This window comes from Amycolatopsis nigrescens CSC17Ta-90 (assembly GCF_000384315.1).
GTDB classification, from domain to species: domain Bacteria; phylum Actinomycetota; class Actinomycetes; order Mycobacteriales; family Pseudonocardiaceae; genus Amycolatopsis; species Amycolatopsis nigrescens.
Genome location: NZ_ARVW01000001.1, coordinates 3776077 through 3801741, shown reverse-complemented (window position 1 = coordinate 3801741; position 25665 = coordinate 3776077). Strand labels below are relative to the sequence as shown.

Annotated in this window: 27 protein-coding genes; 7 read left to right on the top strand and 20 right to left on the bottom strand. The window is 68.4% G+C overall.

The genetic code is table 11. The features are described 5' to 3' along the window. Positions 1-173 precede the first annotated feature (173 nt). Positions 174-1082: a hypothetical protein gene (locus AMYNI_RS47265; protein WP_020669391.1), complete on the top strand. Its 909-nt coding sequence runs from the start codon at positions 174-176 to the stop codon at positions 1080-1082. Here the strand turns inward: AMYNI_RS47265 and AMYNI_RS0117830 are convergent. The 6 genes from AMYNI_RS0117830 to AMYNI_RS44770 form a co-directional block, all read right to left on the bottom strand. Next, positions 1079-1819 (bottom strand): amino acid ABC transporter ATP-binding protein, encoded by a 741-nt coding sequence (locus tag AMYNI_RS0117830; RefSeq protein ID WP_020669390.1) that lies wholly within the window; start codon positions 1817-1819, stop codon positions 1079-1081. The two genes, AMYNI_RS47265 and AMYNI_RS0117830, sit on opposite strands and share 4 nt — an antisense overlap. After that, positions 1816-2580 (bottom strand): amino acid ABC transporter permease, encoded by a 765-nt coding sequence (locus AMYNI_RS0117825; RefSeq protein WP_020669389.1) that lies wholly within the window; start codon positions 2578-2580, stop codon positions 1816-1818. The genes AMYNI_RS0117830 and AMYNI_RS0117825 overlap by 4 nt, the downstream gene beginning before the upstream one ends. After that, positions 2580-3365: an ABC transporter substrate-binding protein gene (locus AMYNI_RS0117820; protein ID WP_020669388.1), complete on the bottom strand. Its 786-nt coding sequence runs from the start codon at positions 3363-3365 to the stop codon at positions 2580-2582. Before AMYNI_RS0117820 ends, AMYNI_RS0117825 begins: the two co-directional genes overlap by 1 nt. Beyond that, positions 3365-4147, bottom strand: coding sequence for an ABC transporter substrate-binding protein (locus tag AMYNI_RS0117815; protein WP_020669387.1), 783 nt, complete (start codon positions 4145-4147; stop codon positions 3365-3367). Before AMYNI_RS0117815 ends, AMYNI_RS0117820 begins: the two co-directional genes overlap by 1 nt. A gap of 10 nt (positions 4148-4157) precedes the next feature. After that, entirely contained in the window at positions 4158-4979 is an 822-nt protein-coding gene (locus AMYNI_RS0117810; RefSeq protein ID WP_020669386.1) for a substrate-binding periplasmic protein, read from the bottom strand. A gap of 293 nt (positions 4980-5272) precedes the next feature. Continuing rightward, a complete protein-coding gene (locus AMYNI_RS44770) occupies positions 5273-5746 on the bottom strand; it encodes an NUDIX hydrolase (RefSeq protein ID WP_040405799.1) in 474 nt (157 codons plus the stop codon). 32 nt (positions 5747-5778) lie between these two features. Between AMYNI_RS44770 and AMYNI_RS50145 the strand changes: the two genes are divergently transcribed. The 3 genes from AMYNI_RS50145 (at position 5779) to AMYNI_RS49090 (ending at position 8959) form a co-directional block, all read left to right on the top strand. Beyond that, positions 5779-5979, top strand: coding sequence for a hypothetical protein (locus AMYNI_RS50145; RefSeq protein WP_020669383.1), 201 nt, complete (start codon positions 5779-5781; stop codon positions 5977-5979). A 1547-nt stretch (positions 5980-7526) separates the two neighbouring features. Beyond that, entirely contained in the window at positions 7527-8621 is a 1095-nt protein-coding gene (locus AMYNI_RS0117800; protein WP_245573945.1) for a replication-relaxation family protein, read from the top strand. Between the two features lie 29 nt (positions 8622-8650). After that, positions 8651-8959 carry a hypothetical protein gene (locus tag AMYNI_RS49090; protein WP_157357391.1) on the top strand — a complete coding sequence of 103 codons (309 nt, stop codon included), beginning with the start codon at positions 8651-8653 and terminating at the stop codon, positions 8957-8959. Positions 8960-9026: 67 nt separating this feature from the next. Here AMYNI_RS49090 and AMYNI_RS44760 read toward each other — a convergent pair whose 3' ends face one another. From AMYNI_RS44760 to AMYNI_RS0117770, 5 genes are all read right to left on the bottom strand, one after another. Next, positions 9027-10598, bottom strand: coding sequence for a recombinase family protein (locus AMYNI_RS44760; protein WP_084628400.1), 1572 nt, complete (start codon positions 10596-10598; stop codon positions 9027-9029). 77 nt (positions 10599-10675) lie between these two features. Beyond that, positions 10676-12106 (bottom strand): adenylosuccinate lyase, encoded by a 1431-nt coding sequence (gene purB / locus AMYNI_RS0117785; RefSeq protein ID WP_026360591.1) that lies wholly within the window; start codon positions 12104-12106, stop codon positions 10676-10678. Positions 12107-12146: 40 nt separating this feature from the next. Continuing rightward, positions 12147-12743, bottom strand: a complete 597-nt coding sequence (locus AMYNI_RS0117780; protein WP_020669378.1) for a TetR/AcrR family transcriptional regulator — start codon at positions 12741-12743, stop codon at positions 12147-12149. A gap of 27 nt (positions 12744-12770) precedes the next feature. Further along, complete coding sequence (locus tag AMYNI_RS0117775) at positions 12771-13490, bottom strand: hypothetical protein (RefSeq protein ID WP_020669377.1); 720 nt, start codon at positions 13488-13490, stop codon at positions 12771-12773. Continuing rightward, positions 13483-13989, bottom strand: coding sequence for a SigE family RNA polymerase sigma factor (locus tag AMYNI_RS0117770; RefSeq protein ID WP_020669376.1), 507 nt, complete (start codon positions 13987-13989; stop codon positions 13483-13485). The genes AMYNI_RS0117775 and AMYNI_RS0117770 overlap by 8 nt, the downstream gene beginning before the upstream one ends. Before the next feature lie 133 nt (positions 13990-14122). Here AMYNI_RS0117770 and AMYNI_RS0117765 point away from each other — a divergent pair, with 133 nt between their 5' ends. Both AMYNI_RS0117765 and AMYNI_RS0117760 read left to right on the top strand, forming a co-directional pair. Further along, entirely contained in the window at positions 14123-15154 is a 1032-nt protein-coding gene (locus AMYNI_RS0117765; protein WP_020669375.1) for a threonine aldolase family protein, read from the top strand. Beyond that, positions 15151-15729 carry an HAD-IA family hydrolase gene (locus AMYNI_RS0117760; RefSeq protein WP_020669374.1) on the top strand — a complete coding sequence of 193 codons (579 nt, stop codon included), beginning with the start codon at positions 15151-15153 and terminating at the stop codon, positions 15727-15729. Before AMYNI_RS0117765 ends, AMYNI_RS0117760 begins: the two co-directional genes overlap by 4 nt. Position 15730: 1 nt before the next feature. On the opposite strand, the gene AMYNI_RS49575 is transcribed toward AMYNI_RS0117760, so the two are convergent. The 4 genes from AMYNI_RS49575 to AMYNI_RS0117740 all read right to left on the bottom strand — a co-directional run bounded on the left by AMYNI_RS49575 (position 15731) and on the right by AMYNI_RS0117740 (position 18716). Further along, complete coding sequence (locus AMYNI_RS49575; protein WP_020669373.1) at positions 15731-15901, bottom strand: hypothetical protein; 171 nt, start codon at positions 15899-15901, stop codon at positions 15731-15733. 114 nt (positions 15902-16015) lie between these two features. Further along, the gene (locus AMYNI_RS0117750) at positions 16016-17179 is read right to left on the bottom strand and encodes an aminotransferase class I/II-fold pyridoxal phosphate-dependent enzyme (protein WP_020669372.1); all 1164 of its coding nucleotides are present in this window, start codon (positions 17177-17179) and stop codon (positions 16016-16018) included. A gap of 24 nt (positions 17180-17203) precedes the next feature. Next, positions 17204-18313: a transglycosylase SLT domain-containing protein gene (locus AMYNI_RS0117745; protein WP_026360590.1), complete on the bottom strand. Its 1110-nt coding sequence runs from the start codon at positions 18311-18313 to the stop codon at positions 17204-17206. A 40-nt stretch (positions 18314-18353) separates the two neighbouring features. Continuing rightward, positions 18354-18716 (bottom strand): hypothetical protein, encoded by a 363-nt coding sequence (locus AMYNI_RS0117740; RefSeq protein WP_020669370.1) that lies wholly within the window; start codon positions 18714-18716, stop codon positions 18354-18356. A gap of 191 nt (positions 18717-18907) precedes the next feature. On the opposite strand from AMYNI_RS0117740, the gene AMYNI_RS0117735 reads away from it, so the two are divergent. Then, positions 18908-20782 carry a serine/threonine-protein kinase gene (locus tag AMYNI_RS0117735; protein WP_026360589.1) on the top strand — a complete coding sequence of 625 codons (1875 nt, stop codon included), beginning with the start codon at positions 18908-18910 and terminating at the stop codon, positions 20780-20782. A 2-nt stretch (positions 20783-20784) separates the two neighbouring features. Here the strand turns inward: AMYNI_RS0117735 and AMYNI_RS0117730 are convergent, their stop codons facing one another. From AMYNI_RS0117730 to purD, 5 genes are all read right to left on the bottom strand, one after another. Continuing rightward, positions 20785-21558 (bottom strand): ESX secretion-associated protein EspG, encoded by a 774-nt coding sequence (locus AMYNI_RS0117730; protein ID WP_020669368.1) that lies wholly within the window; start codon positions 21556-21558, stop codon positions 20785-20787. 16 nt (positions 21559-21574) lie between these two features. After that, positions 21575-23257 (bottom strand): hypothetical protein, encoded by a 1683-nt coding sequence (locus AMYNI_RS0117725; RefSeq protein WP_020669367.1) that lies wholly within the window; start codon positions 23255-23257, stop codon positions 21575-21577. An 8-nt stretch (positions 23258-23265) separates the two neighbouring features. Next, positions 23266-23859: a DUF3558 domain-containing protein gene (locus tag AMYNI_RS0117720; protein ID WP_063713769.1), complete on the bottom strand. Its 594-nt coding sequence runs from the start codon at positions 23857-23859 to the stop codon at positions 23266-23268. Further along, positions 23843-24268, bottom strand: a complete 426-nt coding sequence (locus AMYNI_RS0117715; protein WP_063713846.1) for a hypothetical protein — start codon at positions 24266-24268, stop codon at positions 23843-23845. Before AMYNI_RS0117715 ends, AMYNI_RS0117720 begins: the two co-directional genes overlap by 17 nt. A 120-nt stretch (positions 24269-24388) precedes the next feature. Beyond that, positions 24389-25651 carry a phosphoribosylamine--glycine ligase gene (gene purD / locus AMYNI_RS0117710; protein ID WP_026360586.1) on the bottom strand — a complete coding sequence of 421 codons (1263 nt, stop codon included), beginning with the start codon at positions 25649-25651 and terminating at the stop codon, positions 24389-24391. Positions 25652-25665 lie beyond the last annotated feature (14 nt).

The window sequence follows — 25665 nt, the reverse complement described above, 5'->3', positions numbered from 1 at the left end:
TCCAGCCTATCGCCACCCGCGCGACCAACCGCCGGTCACGGGCGAGTTGTGCACAGGGGCGGGCAACTGTGCACAACTCGCAAAGGGGCCGCACGGACCGGCTCGAACAGCCTGCCACGGGGAAATCGGCCAAAGGCCTGAACCGCTCGCGATGATCTTGTATTTTCCTGGCGGTGCACAACTTGACGACGAGCCAGCACGACCGGCTGCGGAACCTGATCCGGCGCAGCCCGGCGTTCACCGGCATGCGGGTCGTGGTCCACGACGACCGGGTCGAAGTCATCGAGCCCGAAGACCTCGTGCTCGGACTCGGCCCCGTGCTCGACGCCGTGCTCGACGCTCCGATGGACCAGTGGGCGGACCTGGTCGACGACTGCCTCGCCCGGCTCGTAGGCGCGGTGACCGGCGGCTCGCCGGAGCTCGACGGCCCGACCGAGCAGCTACTCGACCGCGTCTACGCCCGGCTGCGGCCGGTCGAGGGGAGCCCGACGGGCTGGTGGAACTACGCGAACGAGGTCGCGCCCGGGCTGCTCGTGGTGCTCGCGCTCGACCATCCGGAGCACATCGCCATCCTCAACGACCGCCAGGTCCAGCGGCACGGGTTCGACCGGCTCGTCGACGCGGGCCTGAACAACCTGTGCGGGCAGCTGCCGGAGGGCTACGCCGTCTGCGACGACGTGTACATCCTCTGCGGCTCGGACTACGTCGGCTCGACCGTGCTGGTGCTGCCCTGGGTGGTCGAGGCGGTCACCGGCGCCCCCGACCTCCCGCACGGCGCGCTGGTCGCGATGCCCAACCACGGCACGCTGATCTTCCACGTGCTGCGCGACGGGCAAGGGGCCCGGTACGCGCTGGGCGAGATCGCGAGGCTCGCCGCCGAGTACCACCAGGACGCGCCCGGCGCGCCCGGGCTGCTCAGCCCGAACGTGTACTGGTGGCAGCCCGGCTCCCAGTTCCTGGAGCCGGTCGCCCACCACATCGGCGACGGCTACCACCACGGCGTCATCGGCGAGGACCTGGCCACGCACTACTCGGCCGATTTCGCGGACCTGCTCGACGAGCTGGACCGGGTCCGGGGTTAGAGGACCTGCGAGAGGAACCGTTGCAGGCGCGGGCTTTGCGGGGCGTCGAAGATGGCGTCCGGGGTACCGGTCTCCACGATCCGGCCCTGGTCCATGAAGGCGACCTTGTCCGCGACACCACGGGCGAAGCCCATCTCGTGGGTCACCACGAGCAGGGTCAGGCCGCGTTTCGCGAGCCCGGCCATCAGGTCCAGCACGCCCTTGACCAGCTCCGGGTCCAGCGCGCTGGTCGCCTCGTCGAACAGCATCACCTCGGGCTCCATGGCCAGCGCCCGCGCGATGGCCACCCGCTGCTGCTGCCCGCCGGAAAGAGCGGCGGGGCGGTACGGGGCCTTCTCCGCGAGACCGACGTCGGCGAGCCTGGCCAGCGCGATCTCCTTGGCCACGGCCTTGTCCAGCTTCCGCACGCTGCGCAACGGCAGGGTGATGTTGTCCAGCACGCTGCGATGACCGAACAGGTTGAAGTGCTGGAACACCATGCCGACCCGCTGCCGCAGCCGGTCCGGGTTCGCGTCGATCACGCTCTCCCCGTCGAACAGCAGATCGCCGGAATCCGGCTCCTGCAACCGGTTCACGCAACGCAGCAGGGTGGACTTGCCGGAGCCGGACGGGCCGATCACGCAGACCGTCTCGCCCTTGCCAACGCTCAGGTCCACCCCGCGCAGCACCTCGAGGGTGCCGAAGGAGACATGGATGTCCCGCAGCTCAACGCTGGCGGACTGCACGGTGGTGGTCATAGCTGCCCCGGTTGGTTTGCGGCGAGCATCGGCGTGTCGTCCTGGTCGTCCGGCGCGCGGTCGACCTTCCGGCCGGTGCGCAGTTTCTTGTCGATGTAGTTCACCAGGTGCGTCAGCGGAACCGTGATCACCAGGTAGCAGAACCCGGCGGCGACCAGCGGCGAGAGGTTGCCGGTGTTCGCCGCGAGGTCCTGGCCGATCCGGAACAGCTCGCGCTGCCCGGCGAGCAGGCCGAGGAAGTAGACCAGGCTGGATTCCTTGATCAACGCGATCAGCTGGTTCACCAGCGCCGGCAGCACCCGCCGCACGCCCTGCGGGACGACAACCAGCGCCATCGCCTTGGCGTAGCTCATGCCGAGCGCCCTGCTGGCCTCCAACTGTCCTTTTTCGACACTCTGGATGCCGGAGCGGAAGATCTCCCCGATGTAGGCCGCCGCGATCAGGCTCAGCGCCAGGATGCCCGGCGGATAGGGGTTGGTGCCGAACAGGTCCCGGCCGAGGATCAGCGCGCCCTGGCCGACCAGCAGGATGGTCAGGATCGCCGGCAGGCCGCGGAAGATGTCCGTGTACACCCTGGCCGGCCACCGAAGCCACCATTTCGTGGACAGGCTCATCATCGCCAGCACCATGCCCAGCACGGTGCCGATCACCGCCGAGGACGCGGCCAGTATCAGGGTGTTCACCAGGCCGGTGCGCAGCAGCTCCGGGAACACCTGCCAGATGTACTCCCAGTTGAGATAAGTGTTGAGAAAGTCGTCCATTACCCGTTAGCCCTGAACTGGTCCGGCACCGGCGCGGTGGGCATGAACTGCTGGTGCAGCCGCTCCCAGGTGCCGTCCGCGATCACCTGCTTGAGCCCCTCGTTGATCTTGTTCGCCAGCTCGGTATTGCCCTTTTTCACCGCGAAACCGTGCGGGGTGTCGGTGGTGAACGACTTCGCCACCTTCAGCTTCACGTCGGGATTGGACGCCACGTACTGCTCGGCGGTGGCCTGGTCGAACACCGAGCCGTCCACCGAACCCGACTTCAGCGCGGTCAGCGCCGCGGCGTCGTTCGGGAAGCGCACCGCCTGCGCGGCCGGCGCGGTGGCGGTCAGCCAGCCGTCCGACGCGGTGCCCTGCACCACGCCGATCCGCTTACCCGCCAAGGAGTTCTCGTCGGTGATCGGCGAGGGTTCCTTGACCTCGATGCTGAGGGACTGGAAGTTGTACGGGTCGGAGAAGTCGACCGTCTCCTTCCGCGCCGGCGTCTGCGCGATGGCCGAGCTGCCGATGTCGAACTGCCCACTGGAGACCCTGCCGAGCAGCGCGGAGAAGTCGGTGGACACGAACTCCAGCTGAAGCCCCTGCTTCGCGGCGATCGCCCGGAGCAGCTCGTTGTCGAATCCGGTGTAGTTGCCGTTCTCCTGGTAGATGTTCGGCGGCGAGTCGCTCAGTGTGCCGACCCGCAGCACGCCCTGGCCGTCACCGCCACTGCCGCCGCATGCCGTGAGCAGGGCGAGCACCGCGGCCAGCGCCGCGATCAGGCCTTTCCTCGGTGTCCTCATCAGGAATTCTTACCAGCCTTGAACTGATCCGGCACCGGGGCGCTCGGCAGGAACTGCTGGTGCAGCCGCTCCCAGGTGCCGTCCGCGATCACCTGCTTGAGCCCCTCGTTGATCTTGTTAGCCAGCTCCGTGTTGCCCTTCTTCACCGCGAAACCATGCGGCACGTCGGTGGTGAAGGACTTGGTGACCTTGAGCTTCGCGTCCGGGTTCTCGGTGACGTTCTTCTCCGCGATCGCCTGGTCCAGGATGTAGCCCTCGACCGAACCGGACTTCAGCGCGCCGAGCGCGGTCGCGTAGTCCGGGAACCGCACCGCCTGCGCGGACGGCACCGTGGTGGTCAGCCAGTTGTCGCCGACCGTGCCCTGGATGACCGCGACCCGCTTGCCGCCGAGGCTGCCCTCGTCGGTGATCGGCGCACCCTCCTTCGTCTGGATGCTCATCACCTCGAAGTTGTACGGGCTGGAGAAGTCGACCGTCTTCGCCCGCTCCGGGGTCTGCGCGATCGCCGAAGAACCGACGTCGAACTGCCCGTTCGAGACCTTGGCCAGCAGGGTGGAGAACTCGGTCGCGGCGAACTCCAGCGTCAGGCCCTGTTTCTGGGCGATCGCCTTGAGCAGCTCGTTGTCGAAGCCGGTGTAGTTGCCGTTCTCCACATAGATGTTCGGCGGCGCGTCACCGAGGGTGCCGACGCGCAAGGCGCTCGCGTCACCGCCGCTGCCACCGCAGGCGGTGAGCGCGACGAGCAGGGACGCGGCCAGTGAGGCCAGCAGGGTCTTCTTCATCGTAGGTTCCTCAGGGGTTCTGGACCGGGAGGCCGGGGCCGCCCTGGGCGAGCTCGGCGGGGAGGGGCTGAGTCTTGAAGAACTGCGCGTGCAACCGGGCCACGGTGCCGTCGGCGATCGCCTTGGCCAGGCCGTCGTTGACCTTGTTCAGCAGTTCCTTGTTGTCCTTGCGCACCGCGTACGCGGACGGGGTGTCCTTCGTCTCCACGGTGTAGCCGAACTCCAGCGGCACGGCCGGGTTCTGGTCCAGGTACTTCTGCCCGATGTCCTTCGGCACCACCCAGCCGTCCAGGGTGCCGCCCTTCAGCTGCGCGAAACCCGCGTTGTAGTCGGGAAAGCGCACCACATCCGCGCCGGGCACCTTCTTGCTGGCGAACTCGTCCTGCACCGAGGCCTGCACCACCCCGAGCCGCTTGCCGGCGAAGGAACCGACGTCCTTGAGCCCGGCGTCCTTCCTGGTGACGATGGTGGTGAAACCGGTGCTGTAGCCGTTGGAGAAGGCGACCGTCTTCTTGCGCTCGTCGGTGGTGGAGATGGTGGAGCTGCCGAGGTCGAACTTCCGGTTCGCCACGCTGGCCAGCAGGCCGGCGAACTCGGTGCCGACGAACTCGACCTCGAAGCCCTCGCGCTTGGCGATGTCGCGCAGCAGCTCGTTGTCGTAACCGGTGAAGTTGCCGTTCTCCAGGTAGATCGACGGCGGCGCGTCGGTGAGCGTGCCCACCCGCAATTTCCCGGAGGCGGCGTCACCGGAGGAGGAGCCGCAGCCGGCGAGTACGGCGATCGCCGTCCCGGCGGTGAGCACGACGAGGACTCTGCGCAGCGTGGATCTCATGCTTCTTCCTTCGGACGCGACAGAAAGGCCAGACCGCGGGTAGGCGGCCTAGCCTCGGGTTCAGGCACACCCTAGGAAATTCGCCCGATCGAGTAGTGCCGTCCCACTCCGTGGACGCCTCCCTGTGCCTTCTCCCACAACCGACGTCGTGAGTGGAAAGTGTTGCCGGAGCCAAGGTGCAATTGGTTACCTACTTGTGACCTGCGCGATCCCTCGTAGGCCACGCTTGGCCGGTCTCACCGTGGATAGCACGGTGAGACCGGTGGACTGAGTACAACGCGCCATCTAGTGCGTCAGGCGTTGAGGAAGATCGGCGCGTGCAGTTCGCCGCTGAGGAGGTCGGCCAGCAGGGCCGGGAGATTCGGCGGCAGGAACTTAGCCGAACTGCTCTCCAGTTCCGCCAGAGACCACCAGCGGGTCTCGATGAGGTTCGCTTGCTCGTTGGCCGTGTGCGACGGCGTACGGGACGGACTGATGTTCGACACCCGCGCGAAAAAGACGCGGTCGCGGCGGTGGTGCCACCGGTCTCGGAAGCGGAAGCGGACCTCCCGATCCCACAGGTGCGGGCCGAGCGCGTCAATGACCATGCCTGTCTCTTCGGCCAACTCTCGGCGCGCGGTGTCGGTGAGATCTTCTCCGGGGTTCGCTCCGCCGCCGGGAAGGTCCCACCAACGATGCGAAGGCTCGTCGGGGTCGATAGAGAGCAGGAGAAGTACGCGGTCTCGCGGGTCGAGCAACAGCACTCTGGCTCCGATGCGGGGTGGCACTTGCTCAGCATATGATCCGATACTCTGCGCGCATGGAGACAGCACGTGAACGCCTGCTGGTCGAGGGTTCGAGGGACGAACTGATCGCCGAGCTTCGCCGACTGGAGATCGGATGGCGGCACCTGGCGAAGGACAACAAGGCCGCCGAAGCGCTTCAGGGCGTCCATGACCTGTTGACGGGTAGTACATCCGTCCGGGTGGGCCACACGTTCTACGACGTGACAGGCGGCTGATCAGGGGTTACTCTGGGTGCTCCGCCCGGCATCGGGCCGGGCCTGATCAAGGACATAACTCCATGAATACCCAAGCGGACTGCCGTTACAGGCAGAGAAGGTCGCTTGACTCTCAGCCCGCCATTGGCGGGTCAGGGGCAAGCGACGCATTACGCCCCTGGCCTACCAGGCGGGCTGAGTCATGAGTTGGACTCTTCTCTTACTCGGCGCGTCATGGCTCTTAGTCGTTGGCCTGCGCATCTGGCCGTCCATTCTCGATAATACGCGAACATAAGGACATAACTCCATGAATACCCAAGCGGACTGCCATTGCAGGCAGAGAAGGTCGCTTGACTCTCAGCCCGCCATTGGCGGGTCAGGGGCAAGCGACGCATTACGCCCCTGGCCTACCAGGCGGGCTGACTTATGAGTTGGATCCTTCTCTTACTCGGCGCGTCATGGCTCTTGGCCGTTGGCGCCTGCGTCTGGCCTGTCATTCTCGATAGTACGAACATCGGGGCTCGCCTCTATGCCTGGTGGATCAACAAGCACCATCCGCTCGACGGGCGGAGGCGATGTTGACCATGTTCGAAGCAGACATCGCCGGTCGCCTATCCGGCGAGCGAGTACGACTCTGGCGAGAGGGCCAGTACCAACACGGGATCATTCTTCCGTATCAACATTATGGAGAAAAGGGCAACTATTCGATCCCGGTACGGCTCGACTCAGGCGTCCACACCGCCATGTCTTCAGACGAGTGGAGCGATCAGCAATGCGGCGGACAGCGAGACACTAAACGACTACGCCGAGCGGAAGGGTGACCGACCAGTGCGAATTAGACTAACGGGAATACCCGACCCGCGCGTCCACTACGCAGATCCTGACATCCTGGCAGAGCGCGATAGGTTGGTTCCACTCTGCCGTCCGGGCACGTGGAGAAGCGAGATAAGCCGACCGAAAGAATCTGCGTCTTTTGTTACGAGCGCACTCAACGTCGATTGCAAACGTTGCCTTGCTCGCGTAGCACGGCTCAAGGCAGACGCGAAGCGTGACGACAAAACCGCGCAGAGGCAGCTAAGGGAGCTTCGTCTAGCGTCGATAGACGTCGCTGCCCCCAGCAGGTCCGGCAGCCCTCGGCAACTCCGGTAGCAACTACGGCAACATTTCCCAGCCCCAAGGGGCTGCTGGAACAAGGAGCGCCCCACCCGCCCAGGAGACCACTGGCCGGTGGGGCGCTTCTCGTTGCGCCATTCGAGTGTATTTCTCTGCTTGGTGTCTAAAAACAGCGTTATAAACGGCCTCTTGTGGCGATCGAGGAGGCAACGAGCCACCAAGGAGTGTTGATCATGAATGTGCCAGGACAGGATCGGGCGATACGGGGTTCGCAGGCGGCTGCGGTTGGGACGGCGCGTGGTGCGGCGGATAGGGCGACGCAGGGACAGCGTTGTGAATCCGCTGCCCCAGACGCCGACCACGTTTCACAGAAAAGGGCTGTTCAGAGGCGGCACCGGCAGGGTGGCGCGAAAGGCCGACTGACGGGTGGATCGTCATCATCTACCCCTCACCGGGTGGTGCGCGCGCCGGCTGCGGGAGCGGCCCGCGGTGGCCGGCGGGCGGGGGAACCGGATGCGTCGGTGTGGTTCAGCCTGGTCGGACGTGATCGTCGGTTGCTGCTGTTGCTGGCTGAGCATCAGGTGCTCACCACGGAGCAGATCGCGGCGATCGAGTTCACCTCGCTACGGCGTGCACAGGACCGGCTGCGGCGGCTGCGGGAACTGGGAGTGGTGTTCGCCTTCCGAGACTCCTACGCCACCGGCGGCACCAGCCAGGCGCGCTTCGCGCTCGGCTACCTCGGAGCGCGGATGATCGCCGCGCGGCAGGCGCGGCCATCACCGACCCCGAAGGCGCACGCCGAACGGTTGGAACGGTTGGCGTTGTGGCCGAAACTGTCCCACCACCTCGGGGTGAATGAGTTCTTCTGCGGGTTGGCCGCGCACCGCAACCCCGCACGCGCTGACCAGTTCCCGGACGCGGGACGGCTGACACAGTGGTGGCCGGAGAAACGGTGTGCGGAAGTGTTCTGGACCCAACGTGGGGGCAGCGAGGCGCGGATACGGCCTGACGGCTACGGATGCTGGGAGCAGCATGGGCGGGTAGTGCGGTTCTTCCTCGAACACGACACCGGTACCGAGTCACTAAAGGTGGTGGCGCGCAAGGTGGCTGACTACGGCGCCTTCCCTGCTGACCAGTTCGGGGTGGTGCTGTTCTCGCTGCACTCCGCACGCCGGGAAACCGCGTTTCGGGCCACGCTCGCCCGGTTCACGGGCAGATACGATCCGGGCGTCGTCATTGCCACCACCGCGCGGGACCTCGTCGCCCCCTTCGATCCTGCCGGGCCGGTATGGGCATCGTGGACGCCTCGCACTCCTGGCGCGGTCGTCCGCCGTCATCATCTGCACGAGCTGCCGGAACGCGGTCCCTGTATCGACCACCGCACCAGCGACGAACCGTACAGCGAAGCGGCCTTCGCCCCCGGCGACCCGGGGATTGTCCGCCGCATCACCGCACCCGATGACCCGCGCCGCGCAGTAACTGCGCATTGGGACGAACCACACCACGGCGACGACGGGGTGGAACTGTACGACGCTCCCGACGTCTTCTAGCTGCTACTGACATGGAGAGGAGCCGCGCCATGCCACCCGGGCCACAGCACCCTGACCGCTCGCAGAACCACCCGCGCCGCGCACCACGGGGCCGCCGCCACCTCGCCGCCCTGCCCGACCCCGCCGAGCTACACCCGCGCTCTGGGGCTGACCGGAAGGAGAGCTACACCGAACAACAAGCCCGTCTCGCCGCTGAAGCGGTCGAACGTTGGGCGCAGATCGTGCCTCATCTGCCGCCCCTGACCGAGGAGCAGATACAGAGGCTGGCAGTGATCCTCAACCGGATTGACGCTCGCCTCGCTCAACTCGACGACACCGAGGAAGACCGCGCCGCCTGACACCGCCGCACACACGGCAGGGCCGCTGCCTCGACCGGGTTAGCGGCCCTGCCGCGTACACGCCTCCTCAGCCCTCCTGACCCTCATCTGTAGCGGTGCCTGCCGTGGCAGTGCGCGCCCGATACGGATCGATCGTGACCCGCTCCGGATCGAACCGGCGAAACCCCTTCCCTGTCGAGGGCTTCACGATCAGCACATCCCGCCCTAGCGCGTCGGCCAGCATGGCGCGTTTCTCGGCTACATCGGCGCTGTCCCACTTCTCGGCCACCTCGTCACGGGTCATGGCTTCCGTTGGCCCTTCCGGATTCCCGCCAGTCAACTCCTCCTGCTCGGCCTTCAACCGGGTCAGATCCCTCACCAACGGTTCGTTGGCCTTATCGAACGCCGCTTCGTTGATCTGCCGCTTGCCCAACCGCACCGACAGCGAGACCTGGACCCGTTCACACTCGGCGATCTCGGCCTCCACGGTGGCCAACCGGTCGGAGATCCGGGCGCGGGCCGCCTTGATCCCCGCCGCGTAGTTCTTATCCGACAGCCGCGCGATCACCAGACCACGAATCTGCCGATCCACCGCCCGCAGGTCGGCGGCCACCTTCCCGCATCCGCCACGTGTTTTCGCACAGAAGTACTGACGCCGCCGTTCCCCGTCCGGATAGTTCCCGGTGTGCGGCCGACCGCCCAGCGTCTTCCGGCACCCCCCGCACCGTCCGATCCCCGACCCCACGTAGGTACCACTCGGCGGACGGCCCGGCCCCCGCGACGCGTGTCGCGCCCGTAGCCGCTTGAAATCCTCCGGATCCACGATCGGTTCCCCGGGCATGGTGCCCACGATCTCGCCGTCATGCTCGATCAGCCCCGCGTTACGCGGCCGCAACAGCACCTGCCCCACAATGACCGGGTTGAACTCCCGCCCGGTCGTGGTGCGCAACCCCTGAGCGTTCCACTCGTCACTGATCTTGGAAAAGCTGATTCCCGCCAAGTTGTCCCGGGTGCCCGTCCGCAACGCCCCCCGCTCCCGCTCCACAAGTTCAGCCGGAACCGGTTGCCGCGTGTCGTTGCCATCCTCGTCCATGGCCTGCTCCCTGGTGATCGTGTGATCCAGCCCAGGCCATCCGAAGCTGCGGCCCTGATGGTGCGGAACTCCCTTACGCCGCAGCACCTCTAACCGCCGTTTGATCCGGTGTGAAGCCTCGTCCGAGTTGCGCTGGTTGTGCGCCACTTCCTGCCGCAACTGGTGGCGGTCGTTGTAGTCCGCCAAGTTGTACGACCCGTGCGAGGAGCCCAGGGTGAAACTGTCGAAATCCTCGATCAGCTTGAACATGTCCTCAAGGTCGCTGCACTGCCGCCACCCTCGGTCGGTGTTCCACAACACCACCCCGTCACACGCCCGGGAGGCAACCCGCATCATCTGGTACTCCCACCCCGGGCGGTGAACCTTCGGATTCCATGCCGACAGCTTCGGATCGGAGATCTTCTCCCCGAGCACGCCGCCCAGTTCCTCGATCACCTCCACGTTGTCGGCATGCTGGGTCTCGCACTTCTCCAACTTGCCCGCCTGGTTACGCGACAACCGCGCGTACGAGTCCAAGACGGGCCGACGCCCCTCGTGACCTGCACTAACCTTGTGACTGGCACCCATGCAACCATCGTAGGTCAACAATTAGGTACTGGCCGGGGCAACACTTTTCACTCACGACCGCTGACCTGCGGAAATGGTCAGAGGATGGGTTGCGGGGAGTAACGGGCGGCGTCCGGGAAACGGGTGAGCAGCCGCTCGACGCGCTCGGCGACCGAACGCACCTGGGCGGCGGCGACACCGGTGAAGGAGAGCCGGTCCGCCAGCACCTTGTCCAGGTCGTCCCGGTCCACCGGCAGCCGCTCGTCCGCGGCGAACCGGTCCAGCAGGTCGTTCTCGGTGAGCCCCTGCTCGCGCATGGCCAGCGCCACGGCCACCGCGTTCTCCTTGATCGCCTCGTGCGCGGTCTCCCGGCCGACCCCGCCGCGGACGGCCGCCATCAGCACCTTGGTGGTGGCCAGGAACGGCAGGTACCGGTCCAGCTCGCGGGCCACCACGGCCGGGAACGCGCCGAACTCGTCGAGCACGGTGAGGAAGGTCTCGAGCAGCCCGTCCAGCGCGAAGAAGGCGTCCGGCAGCGCGACCCGGCGGACCACCGAGTCGGACACGTCGCCCTCGTTCCACTGGTCGCCGGCCAGCTCGCCGGTCATGGACAGGTAGCCGCGCAGCACCACGGCCAGCCCGTTCACCCGCTCGCAGGACCGGGTGTTCATCTTGTGCGGCATCGCCGAGGAGCCCACCTGGCCCGGTTTGAACCCCTCGGTGACCAGCTCGTGCCCTGCCATCAGCCGGATGGTCTTGGCCAGGCTGGACGGCGCCGCGGCCAGCTGGACCACCGCGGAGAGCACGTCGAAGTCGAGCGAACGCGGATAGACCTGGCCGACGCTGGTGAACCGGCGCTCGAAGCCGAGATGCGCCGCGACCCTGTTCTCCAGTTCGTCCAAAGTGGACTCCTGGCCGAGCAGGTCGAGCATGTCCTGCCCGGTGCCGACCGGACCCTTGATGCCGCGCAGCGGGTAGCGGGCGATCAGCTCGTCCACCCGCTCGAACGCGACCAGCAGCTCGTCCGCGGCCGACGCGAACCGCTTGCCAAGAGTGGTCGCCTGCGCCGCCACGTTGTGCGAACGGCCGGCCATCACCAGGTCGGCGTGTTCCACGGCCAGCGCCGCCAGCCGGGCCAGCACCGCCGCCGCCCTGCCGCGCATCAGCTCCAGCGAGCGCCGGATCTGCAACTGCTCCACGTTCTCGGTGAGGTCCCGCGAGGTCATCCCCTTGTGCACCTGCTCGTGCCCGGCGAGCGCGTTGAACTCCTCGATCCTGGCCTTCACGTCGTGCCTGGTGACCCGCTCCCGCGCCGCGATCGACGCCAGGTCGACGTTCTCCAGCACCCGCCGGTAGTCCTCGACGACCCCGTCCCCGACCGGCACCCCGAGCTCGGCCTGCGCGCGCAGCACGGCCAGCCACAGCTCGCGCTCCAGCTTCACCTTCTGTTCCGGCGACCAGAGTTCCACCAGCTCCGGCGAGGCGTAGCGGGCGGCGAGCACATTGGGGACCTGGGGCTTCTCACTCACCGCGCCAGATTAACCCGCGACCGGGACCGGGCCGGTGGCGCTACTCGCTGAGCGCTTCGTGCAGCATCCGCGCGGCCGCGGCCCGCGGCTCCGGGTCGACCTCGACCAGCGCGCTGACCACGGCCCCGTCCACCAGCGCCACCAGCCTTTTCAGCTCGGCCGCGTCCACCGGCTTGCCCGAGCGGGCGAAGATCTCGGCGAGCAGCGCGTTCAGCTCGACGGCCAGGGTGCGCATCAGCGGCCGCAGGTACTGCCGCCGCCCGGTGGCCACCAGCCGCTCGTAGCGCAGCAGCACCGCCTCGGCGTCCGCTTCGCGGTCCTTGCGGTCGTAGCCAAGCAACAGCTCGAGCGCCAGATCGACCAGCGCGTCCACGCCGCGGTCGCGGGTGGTCAGCTCCTCCAGGCAGTGCCGGCCCTCGGCCAGCTCGGCCCGCGAGTGGTGCTCGACGGCGGCCGTGACCAGATCTTCCAGCGAGTCGAAGTAGTACGTGGTGGAAGCCAGCGGCAGCTGGGCACGTTCGGCGACGGCCCGGTGCCGGATCGCGTCGAAACCGCCCTCGACCAGCAGCTCGGCGGCCGCCTCGACAAGCGCCGCGCGGCGGCGCTCACCTTTCGGCGTGCTGGCTCCTGAGGTCATGGATGCCCATCTTGCCAGTCGCCCGGATCAGAACCGCGCGGCCAGTCCGTCCGCGATCCGGGAGAGATCATCGCGGAACGGCGCCACGGTGTCGCCGGGGCTGGGCACGCTGAGCAGCACCAGGGTGGCATTGTGCTGGGTGGCGCGCTCCTGCAGCTCCGAACCCGGTGGTTGCGCCGCGTACTTGATGCGCACGCCCGGCGGCAGCACGGTGGCCGAAATCAGGCCCTGATGCCCGGGGACCTGCACCCCGAACGAGGCCGAGCGGGAGGTCTCGGTGCAGATCCGGCCCGGCGCCGCCTCGGTCAACACGGTGACCGGGAGCTCGCCAGCGAGGGCGGTGGCGAGCTCCCGGTCGACCTTGTCGCACCCGTAGGTGCTTTCGGCCCGAGGGCCGTTCTCCCCGGTCCCGTCGCCCCCCTGCTTGGGCGACGGAGTAGGGAAGTCCGTAGTGAGGGGACGTGCGGGCCCCGGCGGTGGTTGCTCGCCGGGTCCGGATTCAGTGTTACTCATCACCTGGCCCGGCGCATTCGCGGCGCTTCGTTCGCCGACGCCGCTGCCCAGGTTCAGCACCACCCCGGCCCCGCCGGCCAGCACGATGAGACAGCTCAGGCCCGCGACCAGCGCGTTTCGCCTCCGGAGCTTCGCACGCGCGGAGGCCTTCGAGATGTCGTCCATGGTGAAGGCGGACGGCGGCGGCTCGCCGGGTGCGTCCCGGAACAAAGTCTCGAGTTCGCGCTCATCCATGCGTCTCCACCTCCTCGCCCAGCACGCCACGCAGGTTCGCCAGTCCCCTGGCGGTCTGGCTCTTCACATTTCCTTCGCTGCACCCGAGTGCCTTGGCCACCCCGGCGACGTCGAGCCCCTCGAAGTACCGCAGCACCAGCACCGCGCGTTGTTTCGGCGGCACCTCGCGCAGCCCGACCAGCAGGTCCTGGCGGGTGGCGACCTGTTCGTCCAGCCGCCCGCCGCTCTCCGCTTCGGGGAGTTGTTCCACCTGCCGTTCCCTCCGCCACGGCCGTCGTGACTCGTCGATCGAGGCCCGCACGAGCGTTTTGCGCAGGTAGGCGTCCGTCGCCGAACGGTCGCGGATCTTCCGCCACCGCCGGTGCAGTGCGACGAACGCGATCTGCGCCAGGTCGTCCGCACGGTGCCAGTCTCCGCAGAGCATGTACGCGGTCCTGCGCACGGAGTCCCGCTTGGCGGCGAAGTACTCCGCGAACTCCTGCTCGTCGCGCTCGTCCACGCGGCTGGCTCTCCGCTCTCTGTGCGTTCGGGTGGTAGACGGAAGGGAAGGCGTACACGGTTGCACGCCCGCTGGAAACGAGCCAGAACGCACCGGGTTGAAAGCGCAACGATCAATGTGATGTGATCTAACTGTGACCTTCGAAGCGCGCCGTGACCTCGATTTCCGCTCCGACACCGTCACCCGACCCGATGATGCGATGCGCCAGGCCATGGCGTCCGCCGAGGTGGGCGACAACGTGATCGACACCGATCCGACGATGAGAGCTCTGGAGGAACGAGCCGCTTCGACCCTGGGCATGCAGGCCGCGCTGTGGGTACCGAGCGGGACGATGGCGAACATTCTCGCGCTGAGCGTGCAGCTGGAACGCGGTGACCGCTTTCTCGTCCCGCGCGGGGCGCACGTGCTGATGAACGAGCTCGGCTCACCGGCCTGGCTGGCCGGTGGCATGCCCGACCCGCTGGAGCACGACGCCGGGCCCGGCCGGCCGAGCGTGAGCGCGCTGACCAACGCGGTCGGCTCGCGCGGGAATCCGTACTACGCGCTGCGCACCACGCTGCTCTGCCTGGAGAACACGCACAACGCGGCGGGCGGCGCGGTCACCCCGCCGCACGAGCACGCGCAGCTGCTCGCCACCGCGCGGCAGGCCGGGCTCAAGGTGCACCTCGACGGCGCCAGGATCTGGAACGCCGCGGTCTCGCTCGGGCTGCCGCCGGCCGCGCTGACCGTGGGCGTGGATACGGTTTCCGCCTGTTTCAGCAAGGGCCTCGGCGCGCCCGTCGGCTCGGTGGTGGCCGGCAGCACCGAGTTCGTCGAGCAGGCGCGGCGGATGCGGCAGGCGCTCGGCGGCGGGATCCGCCAGGGCGGCGTGCTGGCCGCGGCCTGCCTGCTCGCCATGGACCGGGTCGGCGACCTGGCCGAGGACCACGAGAACGCACGGCGCCTGGCGTCCGGGCTGGCCGAGCTGGGTTGGGAGGTGAGCACGCCGCAGACCAACATCGTGCTCGCCGGGGTGGCCGACATCCCGATCACACTGGACGCGCTGGCCGCGGCCGGCGTGCTCGCGCTGCCGATGGCCGGCAAGGTGCGGTTCGTGCTGCACCGCGACCTGAGCACGGCCGACGTCGACGAAGCGCTTCGCCGGATCAAGGGCGACGCGGCATGAACTGGATCGTCTTCGACTACGGCGAAGTGATCAGCACCCGCACCACCGCGTTGCCGTCGATGGCGGCCGCGCTGGGCGTGCAGCAGGCCGCCTTCGAGCCGCGGTACTGGGCGCACCGCGATCGCTACGACCGCGGCTGCACCGATCTGGAGTACTGGCGGGCGGTCGGCGACGACCTCGGCCTCGCCGTCGATCAGTCCACTTCGGACACTCTCACCGCACTGGACGTCGAGGGCTGGTCGCACACCTCGCCCGAGTCGGTGGAACTGCTGGCCGCACTGGCGGAAGCGGGCGCGTCGCTCGCCCTGCTGTCCAACGCACCATCCTCGTTCGCCAGGTTCGCCGAACGCCAGGACTGGGCCGGGCACTTCCGCGTCCGGTTGTTCTCCGGCGACGTCGGCATCGCCAAGCCGGACCCGGAAATCTTCCGGACGCTGGTGTCCAGGCTCGGCGCCGAGCCGGCGGACTGCCTGTTCTTCGACGACCGGCAGTCCAACATAGACGGTGCGCGGGCAGCAGGGCTGCGCGCGCACCGTTGGCTCGGGGTGAGCACGGCCGAAGCCGCGCTCGGTTAGGTCAGGAGCGCAGCTTCTTCTGGTCCTTGCCCTTGATCGCACCGTAGGCGGCGGTGCCGAGGAACAGCGCCCCACCGATGATCGCGAGCCAGAACAGACCCTTGACCAAGAAGCCCAGCACGGTGAACGCGAGCCAGACGACGATCAGCGTGCCGACGATCTTCCACAACATGACTTTCCTCCGGTTGCCTCCCGAGCCACCTGGCCCGTTACCGCCCACGTTCCCATGTCCGGCAGGTAAAAGCTCGCTTCCTGGCCAACGATCAGGGAGATCTCCGGGTTCCCCCTACAGCCAGTCACCCAGCCGGCGCAGGGCCTCCACGATGTCGGACCGCTCCCCGGCGAAGGAGAACCGGACGTAGCCGCCGCCCTCCACCGGATCGAAGTCGATACCGGGAGTGATGGCGAGCCCGGTGTCCGCGAGCAGCCGCTGGCACCAGCTGAGACTGTCCGACGTGCGCGCGGACACGTCCAGGTACGCGTAGAAGGCGCCGTCCACCGGGGCCACCCGGTCCAGGCCGAGTTCGCCGAGGCCGGTCAGCAGCAGGTCCCGGTTGGCGCGATAGTGCGCGACGTGCCCGTCCAGCTCGGCGTAGGACTCGGCGGTGAACGCGGCCACCGCCGCCTGCTGGGCCAGCGCGGGCGCGCAGATGTTGAAGTTGCCGGTCAGCACGTCCACCGCGCGGTGCAGGCGCGGCGGCACCAGCATCCAGCCGAGCCGCCAGCCGGTCATCGCGAAGTACTTGGAGAAGGAGCCGAGCACCAGCGACTCGGCGGAGCTCTGCCACGCGCAGCCGAGTTCGGCCTCGTAGGAAATGCCGTGGTAGATCTCGTCGCTGATCAGCTGCACCCCGCGGGCAGAGCACCAGCCGGCGATCGCGGCCAACTCACCGGGCGGCAGCACGGTGCCGGTCGGGTTGGAGGGACTGGCCACCACCAGGCCGTTGATCTCGCCGAGGGTGTCGAGCAGTTCGGTGGTGGGCTGGAACCGAGTGCGCTCGTCGGTGGCGAACTCGACCACCTCGCAGCCGAGCGCGGTGAGCAGGTTGCGGTAGGCCGGGTAGCCGGGCCTTGCCATCGCGACCCGCTCCCCGGCGTCGAAGGCGGAGAGGAAGGAGAGCAGGAACCCGCCGGAGGACCCGGTGGTCACGATCACGTCCGCCGGGCTGACCTCGAGGCCGTAGCGGTGCAGGTAGTGCCCGGCGATGGCCTCCCGCAGCTCCGGGATGCCCAGTTGCACGGTGTAGCCGAGGTTGCCGTCGCGCAGGGCCTTCGCCGCGGCCTCGCGCACCGGCGCCGGCGCGCCCGCGGTCGGCTGCCCGGCCGCCAGCGACACCATGTCACCGTGCGTGCGCTGCCTGGCCTGCGCCGCGGAGAGCACGTCCATCACGTGGAACGGCGCGACCGCGGCGCGGCGGGCGGGGCCAGGAAACATGCCGGTATCCACCATGCCGCCAGGCTAGGTCATCCCGGGTCAGTAGCCCTGGTAGCCGCCACCGCCGGCCATCGCCTTGAGGCCGGGGTGGCCTTCGAAGCCGCCGTAGCGGTCGAAGGTGTACCGGACCCCGGCGATGATGTTGTCCACCGGGTTGTAGATGTCGTCGTGGCCGGGCAGCTTGTGCGCGTTGAAGGTCGGGTCGATGCACTGCATCAGGCCCTTGGACGGGGTGCCCTTCGCCGCGTTGGAGTCCCAGTTGTTGATCGCGTTGGGGTCGCCGCCGGACTCCTTCTCGATGATCGTCCAGATCTTCTGGATGTCCGCGTCGGTCACCGGGATGCCGTTGGCCTGCAGGATCTTGATCGCCTCGCGGATCCACTGGTCCACATTGCCCGGCGGCGGCGCACCAGGAGGGCCGCCGCTGGGGCCGAGCCCCCCGCTGCCGCCGCCACCGGTGCTCGGTCCGCCGCCGCCACCGCTGGAGAGCCCGCCGCTGCTCTTGGCCTGGCGGGTCGCGCCACCGCCCCCGGTGGGCTTGACCGAGGAGTAGCCGCCGCTGATCTCCTTCTGGGCCGCCGCACTGGTCGTCTTCAGCGCGTTGTTCGCCTCCGTCAGCAGACCGCTGACGCGGTCACCGGCTGCCTTGGCCCTGGCATCCGCGCGGCCCTGTTCCTTTTGCGCGATCTCTTCCGGCGTCGGGCTCGGCATGGGCTTGCTGTTGTCTGCGTTGTGCGCGTCCACGGCGGCCTGCGCGGTGGTGATCGCCCGGTTCGCGTCCCCGACGATCTTCTGGATATCGGTGTTCGCGCCTTCGCGCTCGGTGACGATGTTGTTCTTGATGGTCGAAAGCGTTTCCTGAAGCTCGGCGTACTTCTTCGCGACATCGTCGAGCCGGTCGTTGAAGTTCTTGCCCGCGTCGAGAACCTTGGTCACCTGGGCGAAGAAGGCGTCGGCGTCTGTGCCCTTCCAAATGCCCTTGAGCGGCTCACTGACCTGCTTGAGGTGGTTGGCATGGTCCGCCGAGTTCTTCGACGCGTCGGTGTACTGCTGGACGATCTCCTGAATGCCAACCGGCTGGATATCGTTGACCTGATTGGCCTTTTCGACGACTTTGCCCCATTCGGGCGGGATTTCCACGCTAGCCATCAGGCCCCCCTGACTGTCGATGCCGAATGCGCGCCGCGGCTCACGCCGGCTCGCCCTTGATGGTGACGCTGTCCTTCGCGGCCGCTTCTTGCTCCCGGATCATCTTGATCGCCGCGCGCAAGGAGTCGCTGGTATCCGTCATCAGCTGCGCGCCGGCCTCAAGCTCGCCCTGGGCTCCCTCGGTGAAACCCTGCACCGCCTTGGCCGCGTCGTCAGAAGGAGACGGCGCCATTTCCGTGCCGGGATTGTTCGGGTCTGTGTTGTCGTCAGGATGCCGGATCTTGCCGAAGGGGTTCTGCCCGGTGACGCCGGTGACCTTGGCCTTGGACTCCTGGAACTTGTCATGAATGGCCCTGATCTTGCCTTCCACCAGTTCCATCGATTCCAGATCGTACTCCGGCACGCCTCGTCATCCCCTTCAAGAAGCTCGTATCCGCCTGGTCAGACGCGTGCGTCACCGCCGCGGTTCCCGCGCATACTCTAAGACTTCGGCCCCTGTCAGGGAGCGATTCCGGCCAACTCTTCACTCGGCGGCACACCGGCCAGGGACGGTGTGCACGCTTTGTAGCATCGGCACGGGGAGGTGGGGCAGTGCTGAAGCCGTTGAATCCGGGCGAACCGCTACTGATCGGGCGTTACCGGCTACTGGCCGCGCTGGGTGAGGGCGGGATGGGCCGGGTCCTGCTCGGCGTGTCGCCGGACGGCCGGCTGGTCGCGGTCAAGCAGGTGCATCCCGGCTTCGCGCACGATGAAGGCTTCCGCTCCCGGTTCCGCCGCGAGGTGGAGACCTCGCGCATGGTGTCCGGCGCCTACACCGCGGCCGTGATGGACGCCGACCCCGACGCGGCGACCCCGTGGCTGGCGTCGGTATTCGTATCCGGACCGTCGCTGCGGCAGGCCATCGATGCGGCCGGACCGCTGCCGCCGCACTCGGTGCGGTACCTCGCCGCCGGGCTGGCCTCCGCGTTGACCGAGATCCACCGGGTCGGACTGATCCATCGCGATCTCAAGCCGAGCAACGTGCTGCTCACCGATGATGGTCCGCGCGTGATCGACTTCGGCATCGCGCGAGCTGTCGAGGGCGACACCGAACTAACACACACCGGCTCGATCATCGGCTCGCCCGGTTTCATGTCCCCCGAGCAGGCGGAGAGCCGCCCGATCACGCCTGCCAGCGATATGTTCTCGCTCGGCGCGCTGCTGGTGATGGCGTCCACCGGCCAAGGTCCGTTCACCGGTGCCTCCACCCCGCAAACCCTCTACAACGTGGTGCACACGCATCCCGACCTGCGGATGGTTCCGCCGGAGCTGCGGCGACTGGCCGGCCCCTGCCTGGCCAAGAACCCGGCCAAGCGGCCCACTCCGGCACAGCTTCTGGACTTCCTCGGCCCCGCCGCGCCCACCTCGGCACCTTGGCCGCATCCCGTGCACGCACAGATCGCCCAGCAGAAGGCCGAGGTCAACGCTTTTCTGGCGCGCCCGGCGCCTTCGCCCGCCCTCTCACAGGCCCCGGCATCACGCGCCGGCCGCAAGCGTCGAACCGCCTGGGTCGCGACCGGGTGTGCGGCGGCGATTCTGGCGGTCTCCGCCGGAGTCGCACTTCTGTCGAACCAGTTCTCGGACGGCGATCCGCCGGCCCAGACCTCCGCCGCGGCCGCACCGCCACCGGTGGACCCACTCAGCCCGGACCGGCTCCGCCTGGTCGATCCGTGCACCCTGCTTGATGAACAATCATTTTCCCGATACGGAACCTTCGACAACGGCGCCTTGCCAGCAAATCTAGATAATTGCGCGTACTTGAACTTCTCTGACTACAGCGGTCTTATCGGCGGAATCACCGTCGCCGTGCAGATGTTCTCGGAAAAAGGCGAACTAGACAACGTCCAAGGCCTCGACGCGGTTCGCAGCGAAAAGGGTGACAGCTGCCATATCACCGCACGAAATCCAGTGGATCCCTCGCTCGGAATCCAGGCCGTAGCCATCAACAAAGCACCGGACCGATGTCAGATCGCAAAGGAAATGCTCGATGTCGCGATAAGGACACTGCGCGGCACCCCTAAACTCTACCCGATGACACCGGGAAGCCTGCTTCCGGTCAACCTGTGTACCGTCGCGAACAAGGAAATGCTGCAGAGCATCGTAGGCCCGATTTCCACCATCGATGACGAGGACGGCCGGGGGTTGCACAGCTGCCAGTGGTCAGCCACCCAGGATGTGAACATAGGTTTGTCGAACTCTTCCAGCTTGATCAAAGGCAAGGAAGTCGACCTCAATGGTGTAAAAGCCGTCGAAACGCCGGAGGACGGGCAGACCTGGGCGTGCGAACTGGCCTGGCACCATCGAATCGGCCAGCGCACCAGTGAGATGGTCCACCTTCAGGTGCTCAACTCCCACGAGAACAAGGAATCGACCTGCTCGAAGGCGGAGGCTATCGCCAAGGCGATCATTCCCGGGCTGCCGAAGCCCTGAACTCAGACTTCGTCGAGGAGTTCCCAGACGCGCTTGGCGAGCAGGTGGTTGTCGGCGGGGGCGATGGTGCTCCAGTCGCGGCCGTCGCTGTTGCGGGCGAGCTGGAAGAGGTAGCGGCCGGCATCGGTGTCGTGGAACGCGATCACCCGGCCGGCGCGGCGGGGGTGACCGTCCCGGCCGAGGCGCTCCACGCCGAACTGGCCGCGGGCGACCATGCCGACCAGCATGCCGGCCAATTCCTGGGCCTGCCCGAGCGGGACCTGGCGGTCCTCCAGCGCGGTGACCAGTGCCTTCGCGTCGCCGCGGGCGTCCGCGTCGGCGGCGCGCAGCACGTCGTGCGGCAGGCTGACCGAGCGGCCGACCCCGGCCTGCAGCTCACCGGTCACCGAAATCGCCGCCTCGGGCAGCAGGGCGTCCCTGGCCGGGATCAGCCAGACCTCGTCGCCGTCCACCACCCCGAGCAGCGCCTGGCTGCCGGTGCTCACCGCGAGGCCCTTGATCTCGCGCTCGGCCCACACCCAGACATCGATGCCGACCTTCGGGCGCACGAACAGGTTGAGCATGTCGATCAGCTCGCCGGAGGCCTTGCCGCCGCGCGCGAGTCCCCGTGCGCGCAGCGAGTCCCACGCCTGTTCGACCAGCGCCCGGCGCTCGGTGTGAGTGGCGCCGGGGCTGGCCACCTCCAGCGCCGGATGCCGGGCGGGCAGCCGCTCGGCCTCCCACAGCATGTCGAACTCCAGTGTGGACAGCACGACGCTGCCGTTCGGCGAACCCATCGGTGGCGACGTCCCCCTAGCGCGGGTCGCCGGCGTTGTCTTCGCCGATCAGGTCGGGAGACACCATCCGCTGGTCCGCGAACAGGTCCTGGTCGTCGATGCCGTAGCGCCGCACGTGCTCGGCGTCCTCCTCGCCATCGGCGTGCTGCGGTGCGGCTCGCTCCATGAAGCCTTCCTGTCCCTTGCCGGAACGCGGGTTGAGCTTCTCGGAGCTGCGAGCCGCCCTGGCCTCCTCTTCCGGCAGGTCGCCGATCGGGAGCTGCTGGGCCGGCCGGCCGCCACCGGCGGTACCCCGTCCGAAGCCGCGTCCCTGCCTGTCCTTCTCGCCGCTCACCGCACCGCCGGCGCCGGCCGCGCCCAGCGCGGTGGCACCGGCGCCGAGGTCGGCGCCCATGCCTGCCCTCGGCACCGCGGTGAAGCCCGGCCCGGAACTGGTGACCGCGCCACCGGTCAGGTTCGGTCCGGAGCCCATCACGCGGCCCTTGCCCAGTGCCGGGTCACCGCCGCCACCGGCCGCGCCCTTGCCCGGCGCGCCTTCGATCGCGCCCGAGCCGCCACCCGGTCGGGGAGCGGTGCCGGACTCGGCACCACCGGGGAAGCCGGGAACGACACCCTTGCCAAGGGGACCGGCACCGACGACACCGGGACGCGAAGCCGGGGCACCGGTGTTGGTCGACCCGGACCCGCCGACCGGCGTGCCGATACCGGTTCCCGTTCCGGTTCCGGTACCGGTCCCTGTTCCGGTGCCCGGCGGGACGCCATGGCCGGTCGGCCGGCCCGGTTCGGAGCTGCCCGGCCGTGGCCGCGGGCCGGTGCCGACCACGCCGCCGGGCACGATCGACGGCCCGGAAGCGGCCGGTGCGCTCGGTGCGGAGCTGGGCGCGGTGGTCTGCGGAGCCGGTCCCGTCACGCCGGTGTGCCTGGTCGGCACGCCGATCGGCGGGGCGGAAGGCGGATGCACGTCGGCGCCGCTGGACCTGGTCGGTCCCGGCTCGATCGGGGTGACCGGGCCGACGCCGGGCTGGGCCTGTGCCGGCGAGGTGCCGGGCTGGACGTCGGTGACGTCCGGCACCGCCAAACCGGGACCGGAACCGCCGGTCCACGGCCGGTCGCCGGACACCAGCTGCAGGTCCTCCGGCCTGGCCAGCGACTCGGTCGCGGCCAGGTTGTCGCCGCTCTCCCTGGCGTAGCCGTTGAGCGCCTCGACGACCTGGGTCTTGGCCTCCTGCGCGGCGCGCACGTCCTTGGCGTGGTCGGTCTCGAAACCGAGCAGGCTGAACAGCACGTCACCGAGCGAAAAGCCCTGGTTCCCGGCGTCCTTGCGCAACGCGGAGGTGTCGCGCGGAAGCTTGTTCTTGGTCTGGCTGAACGCGTCGCCCTGGGCGAAGATCAGGTTCGCCGAGTTGCCGACCTTGGTGTTCGCGTCGGCGGAAAATCCGGCCTGCTCGGTGAGCACCGCACCGGCCTGGCCGCCCGCCTTGCTCTGCCAGACCACGCCGAGCTTGTCCAACTCCTCGCGCAGGGTCTGGTCGGTCTCGGCGAGGGACTTCGCCACCTCCTGCAGGGAGTGCACCGCGTTGCCGATCCCGCCGGCGCCCGGCCCGGACAGGAACCTGTCCACCTCGTCCGCGAGCATGTTGCCGGTGTAGCCCTCGAACCGCTGGTCGCGGATCTTCTCCACCAGAGCCGCAATGTTCATGCCCGCCCTCAATTCCTGGTCTGCAAGGTCTCGACGGCCATGGTCGCCACCTGTTTGGCCATGTCGCAAAGCTGCTTCTGGTCGAAAGCGCCCTGGCTTTCCGGATACATCTGCGCCCGCAGCGTCTGGCCGCGGGCCACCCCGACCAAGGTCTCGCAGTCGCTCGGCGACGAGCCCTTGGCGTGGCTGGTCAACGCCGGAAAGCCGCCGACCTGGGTCGGCTCGGTGTTGAGGCTGGCGTTGTGGTGCCCGCCGGTGAGCCAGTCCTGGAGGTCCGCCGTGGTGACGGCCTCGACGTTGTACGAGTAGTACGGCTCGGTGAGATTCACTCCCAGTGAGCAGGTCTGGCCCTCACGCCCGGCGCGCGAACGCGGCTCGCTGTTCACCTTGAGCTCGTCGAGCTGCTGTTCGGTGAACAGCGTGCACGGGTCGATCCCGGCCAGCGGCATCTCCTTCGGCCGGGACGGGAGATCCACGGCCTGGCCACCGGGCGAAGGTGCCGGCGCCGACGGCTCGGCCACCCCCTGCGTCGGTGAACTGCACCCGGCGAGGGCGAACACCGCGAGTCCGCCGAGAGCGGCGGCCCTAAGCCTCGTAGACATGCCTGTCCTTGAACGTAGCCGCTTTCTCGTCGTCGCTGAGCTGGTAGACGTCGGCCGATTTCCGCAGCTGCTCGGCCAGGTTGCGCAGGCCGGAAACGTAGTCGCGAACGCGCTTCTCGTAGGAGTCCTCGCCGGTGCAGACGACCTCGTTCCAGGCCGAAACGGCATGTTTGGAGACCACGTCGTCCGAGGGCGGCGGGATGCGCATGCCGCCCAGCCTGTCGGCGAGCTTCTCGGAGAGCGCGTCGGCTTGGGCCTGGATGATGCCGGCGACCTTGAGCACGTCGTCCGGGTCGACCTGGATGTCCTTGAGCCCCGGCACGTCCGGCACGGACCTGGCGAGGTCGTGCACCGACCTCGGCTCGTGCGCGACGGGCCCGGCCTCGACGGCCTGGCGGGTCTCTGACATGTTGCACACCCCCGGGTTACGGACGGTAACCGACCAGTCTCCTCTGAAAGGCTACCAACGTGCGTGTGACGACGGCCTGAGTTTTGACGAAGAAGCCGCCCGTCCGGTTCCCGGGATCTTTTACCGGACCGGCACCGCGATCGCGCCTTCGACGGCACGCAGCGCGATGTCGGTGCGGTGGTGCGAGCCGGGCAGGTGCACCTTGGCCACCCGCGCGTACGCCTGTTCCCTGGCCGCGGCCAGGTCATCGCCGATGCCGACCACGGACAGCACCCGGCCGCCGTGCGAGACGACCGCGCCGTCCTCGCGGCGGCGGGTGCCCGCGTGCAGCACGCCCTCGGTCTCCCCACCGGTGATCACGTCACCCGCTCGTGGGACACCGGGGTAGCCGTCGGCGGCGATCACCACGGTGACCGCGGCGCCGGGGTGCCAGTCCAGCGGCGGCTGCTCGGCCAGCCTGCCGGTGGCGGTGGCGTGCAGCAGCCCGGCCAGCGGGGTGTTCAGCAGGGCCAGCACGACCTGGGTCTCCGGGTCGCCGAAGCGGCAGTTGAACTCGATCACCTGCGGGCCGTCGGAGGTCAGCGCGAGGCCGGCGTAGAGCAGGCCGGTGAACGCCGCGTCCCTGGCCGCGAGTTCGTCCACCACCGGCTGCACGATGTCGCGGACGAGCTCGTCGACCAGCGTCGGCGAAGCCCACGGAAGCGGCGCATACGCGCCCATGCCGCCGGTGTTCGGGCCGGCATCGCCGTCGCCGACCCGCTTGAAGTCCTGCGCGGGCAGCAAGGGCACCACGGTGCGGCCGTCCACCAGGCAGAACAGCGAGGCCTCCGGTCCGTCCAAAAAGGACTCCAGCAGGACAGGGTGGCCGCCGTCGAGCAGGGTCATCGCGTGCGCGCGGGCGGTGTCGTAGTCGGGGGTGACCACCACGCCCTTGCCAGCGGCGAGGCCGTCGTCCTTGACCACCCAGGTCGGCCCGAACCGGGCCAGCGCGGCGTCGAGGTGTGCGGGGTTGTCGACGATCTCGCTGTGCGCCGTCGGCACCTTCGCGGCCGCCATCACATCCTTGGCGAAAGCCTTGGAGCCCTCGATGCGGGCGGCCTCGGCGGACGGGCCGAAACAGGCGATGCCCGCCTTGCGCACCGCGTCCGCCACCCCGGCGACCAACGGCACTTCCGGCCCGATCACCACCAGGTCGGCCTGCCAGTCGACGGCCAGCGCGGCCACCGCGGCCGGATCCACCGCCTGCACGCCGAGCTGCTCGGCATGCGCGGCGGTGCCGGCGTTGCCGGGGGCACAGGCGATCGCGGTCACCGCCGGGTCATGCGACGCGGCGAGGACAAGGGCATGTTCGCGGGCACCGGACCCGACAACCAGGACACGCACGGGGCAAAGGGTAG

Coding starts and splice junctions, on each gene's coding strand:
- AMYNI_RS0117830 (WP_020669390.1), bottom strand. CDS start 1,819: ATGACCACCACCGTGCAGTCCGCCAGCGTTGAGCTGCGGGACATCCAT.
- AMYNI_RS0117825 (WP_020669389.1), bottom strand. CDS start 2,580: ATGGACGACTTTCTCAACACTTATCTCAACTGGGAGTACATCTGGCAG.
- AMYNI_RS0117820 (WP_020669388.1), bottom strand. CDS start 3,365: ATGAGGACACCGAGGAAAGGCCTGATCGCGGCGCTGGCCGCGGTGCTC.
- AMYNI_RS0117815 (WP_020669387.1), bottom strand. CDS start 4,147: ATGAAGAAGACCCTGCTGGCCTCACTGGCCGCGTCCCTGCTCGTCGCG.
- AMYNI_RS0117810 (WP_020669386.1), bottom strand. CDS start 4,979: ATGAGATCCACGCTGCGCAGAGTCCTCGTCGTGCTCACCGCCGGGACG.
- AMYNI_RS50145 (WP_020669383.1), top strand. CDS start 5,779: ATGGAGACAGCACGTGAACGCCTGCTGGTCGAGGGTTCGAGGGACGAA.
- AMYNI_RS49090 (WP_157357391.1), top strand. CDS start 8,651: ATGCCACCCGGGCCACAGCACCCTGACCGCTCGCAGAACCACCCGCGC.
- AMYNI_RS44760 (WP_084628400.1), bottom strand. CDS start 10,598: ATGGGTGCCAGTCACAAGGTTAGTGCAGGTCACGAGGGGCGTCGGCCC.
- AMYNI_RS0117780 (WP_020669378.1), bottom strand. CDS start 12,743: ATGACCTCAGGAGCCAGCACGCCGAAAGGTGAGCGCCGCCGCGCGGCG.
- AMYNI_RS0117775 (WP_020669377.1), bottom strand. CDS start 13,490: ATGGATGAGCGCGAACTCGAGACTTTGTTCCGGGACGCACCCGGCGAG.
- AMYNI_RS0117760 (WP_020669374.1), top strand. CDS start 15,151: ATGAACTGGATCGTCTTCGACTACGGCGAAGTGATCAGCACCCGCACC.
- AMYNI_RS49575 (WP_020669373.1), bottom strand. CDS start 15,901: ATGTTGTGGAAGATCGTCGGCACGCTGATCGTCGTCTGGCTCGCGTTC.
- AMYNI_RS0117750 (WP_020669372.1), bottom strand. CDS start 17,179: ATGGTGGATACCGGCATGTTTCCTGGCCCCGCCCGCCGCGCCGCGGTC.
- AMYNI_RS0117745 (WP_026360590.1), bottom strand. CDS start 18,313: ATGGCTAGCGTGGAAATCCCGCCCGAATGGGGCAAAGTCGTCGAAAAG.
- AMYNI_RS0117730 (WP_020669368.1), bottom strand. CDS start 21,558: ATGGGTTCGCCGAACGGCAGCGTCGTGCTGTCCACACTGGAGTTCGAC.
- AMYNI_RS0117725 (WP_020669367.1), bottom strand. CDS start 23,257: ATGAACATTGCGGCTCTGGTGGAGAAGATCCGCGACCAGCGGTTCGAG.
- AMYNI_RS0117720 (WP_063713769.1), bottom strand. CDS start 23,859: ATGTCTACGAGGCTTAGGGCCGCCGCTCTCGGCGGACTCGCGGTGTTC.
- AMYNI_RS0117715 (WP_063713846.1), bottom strand. CDS start 24,268: ATGTCAGAGACCCGCCAGGCCGTCGAGGCCGGGCCCGTCGCGCACGAG.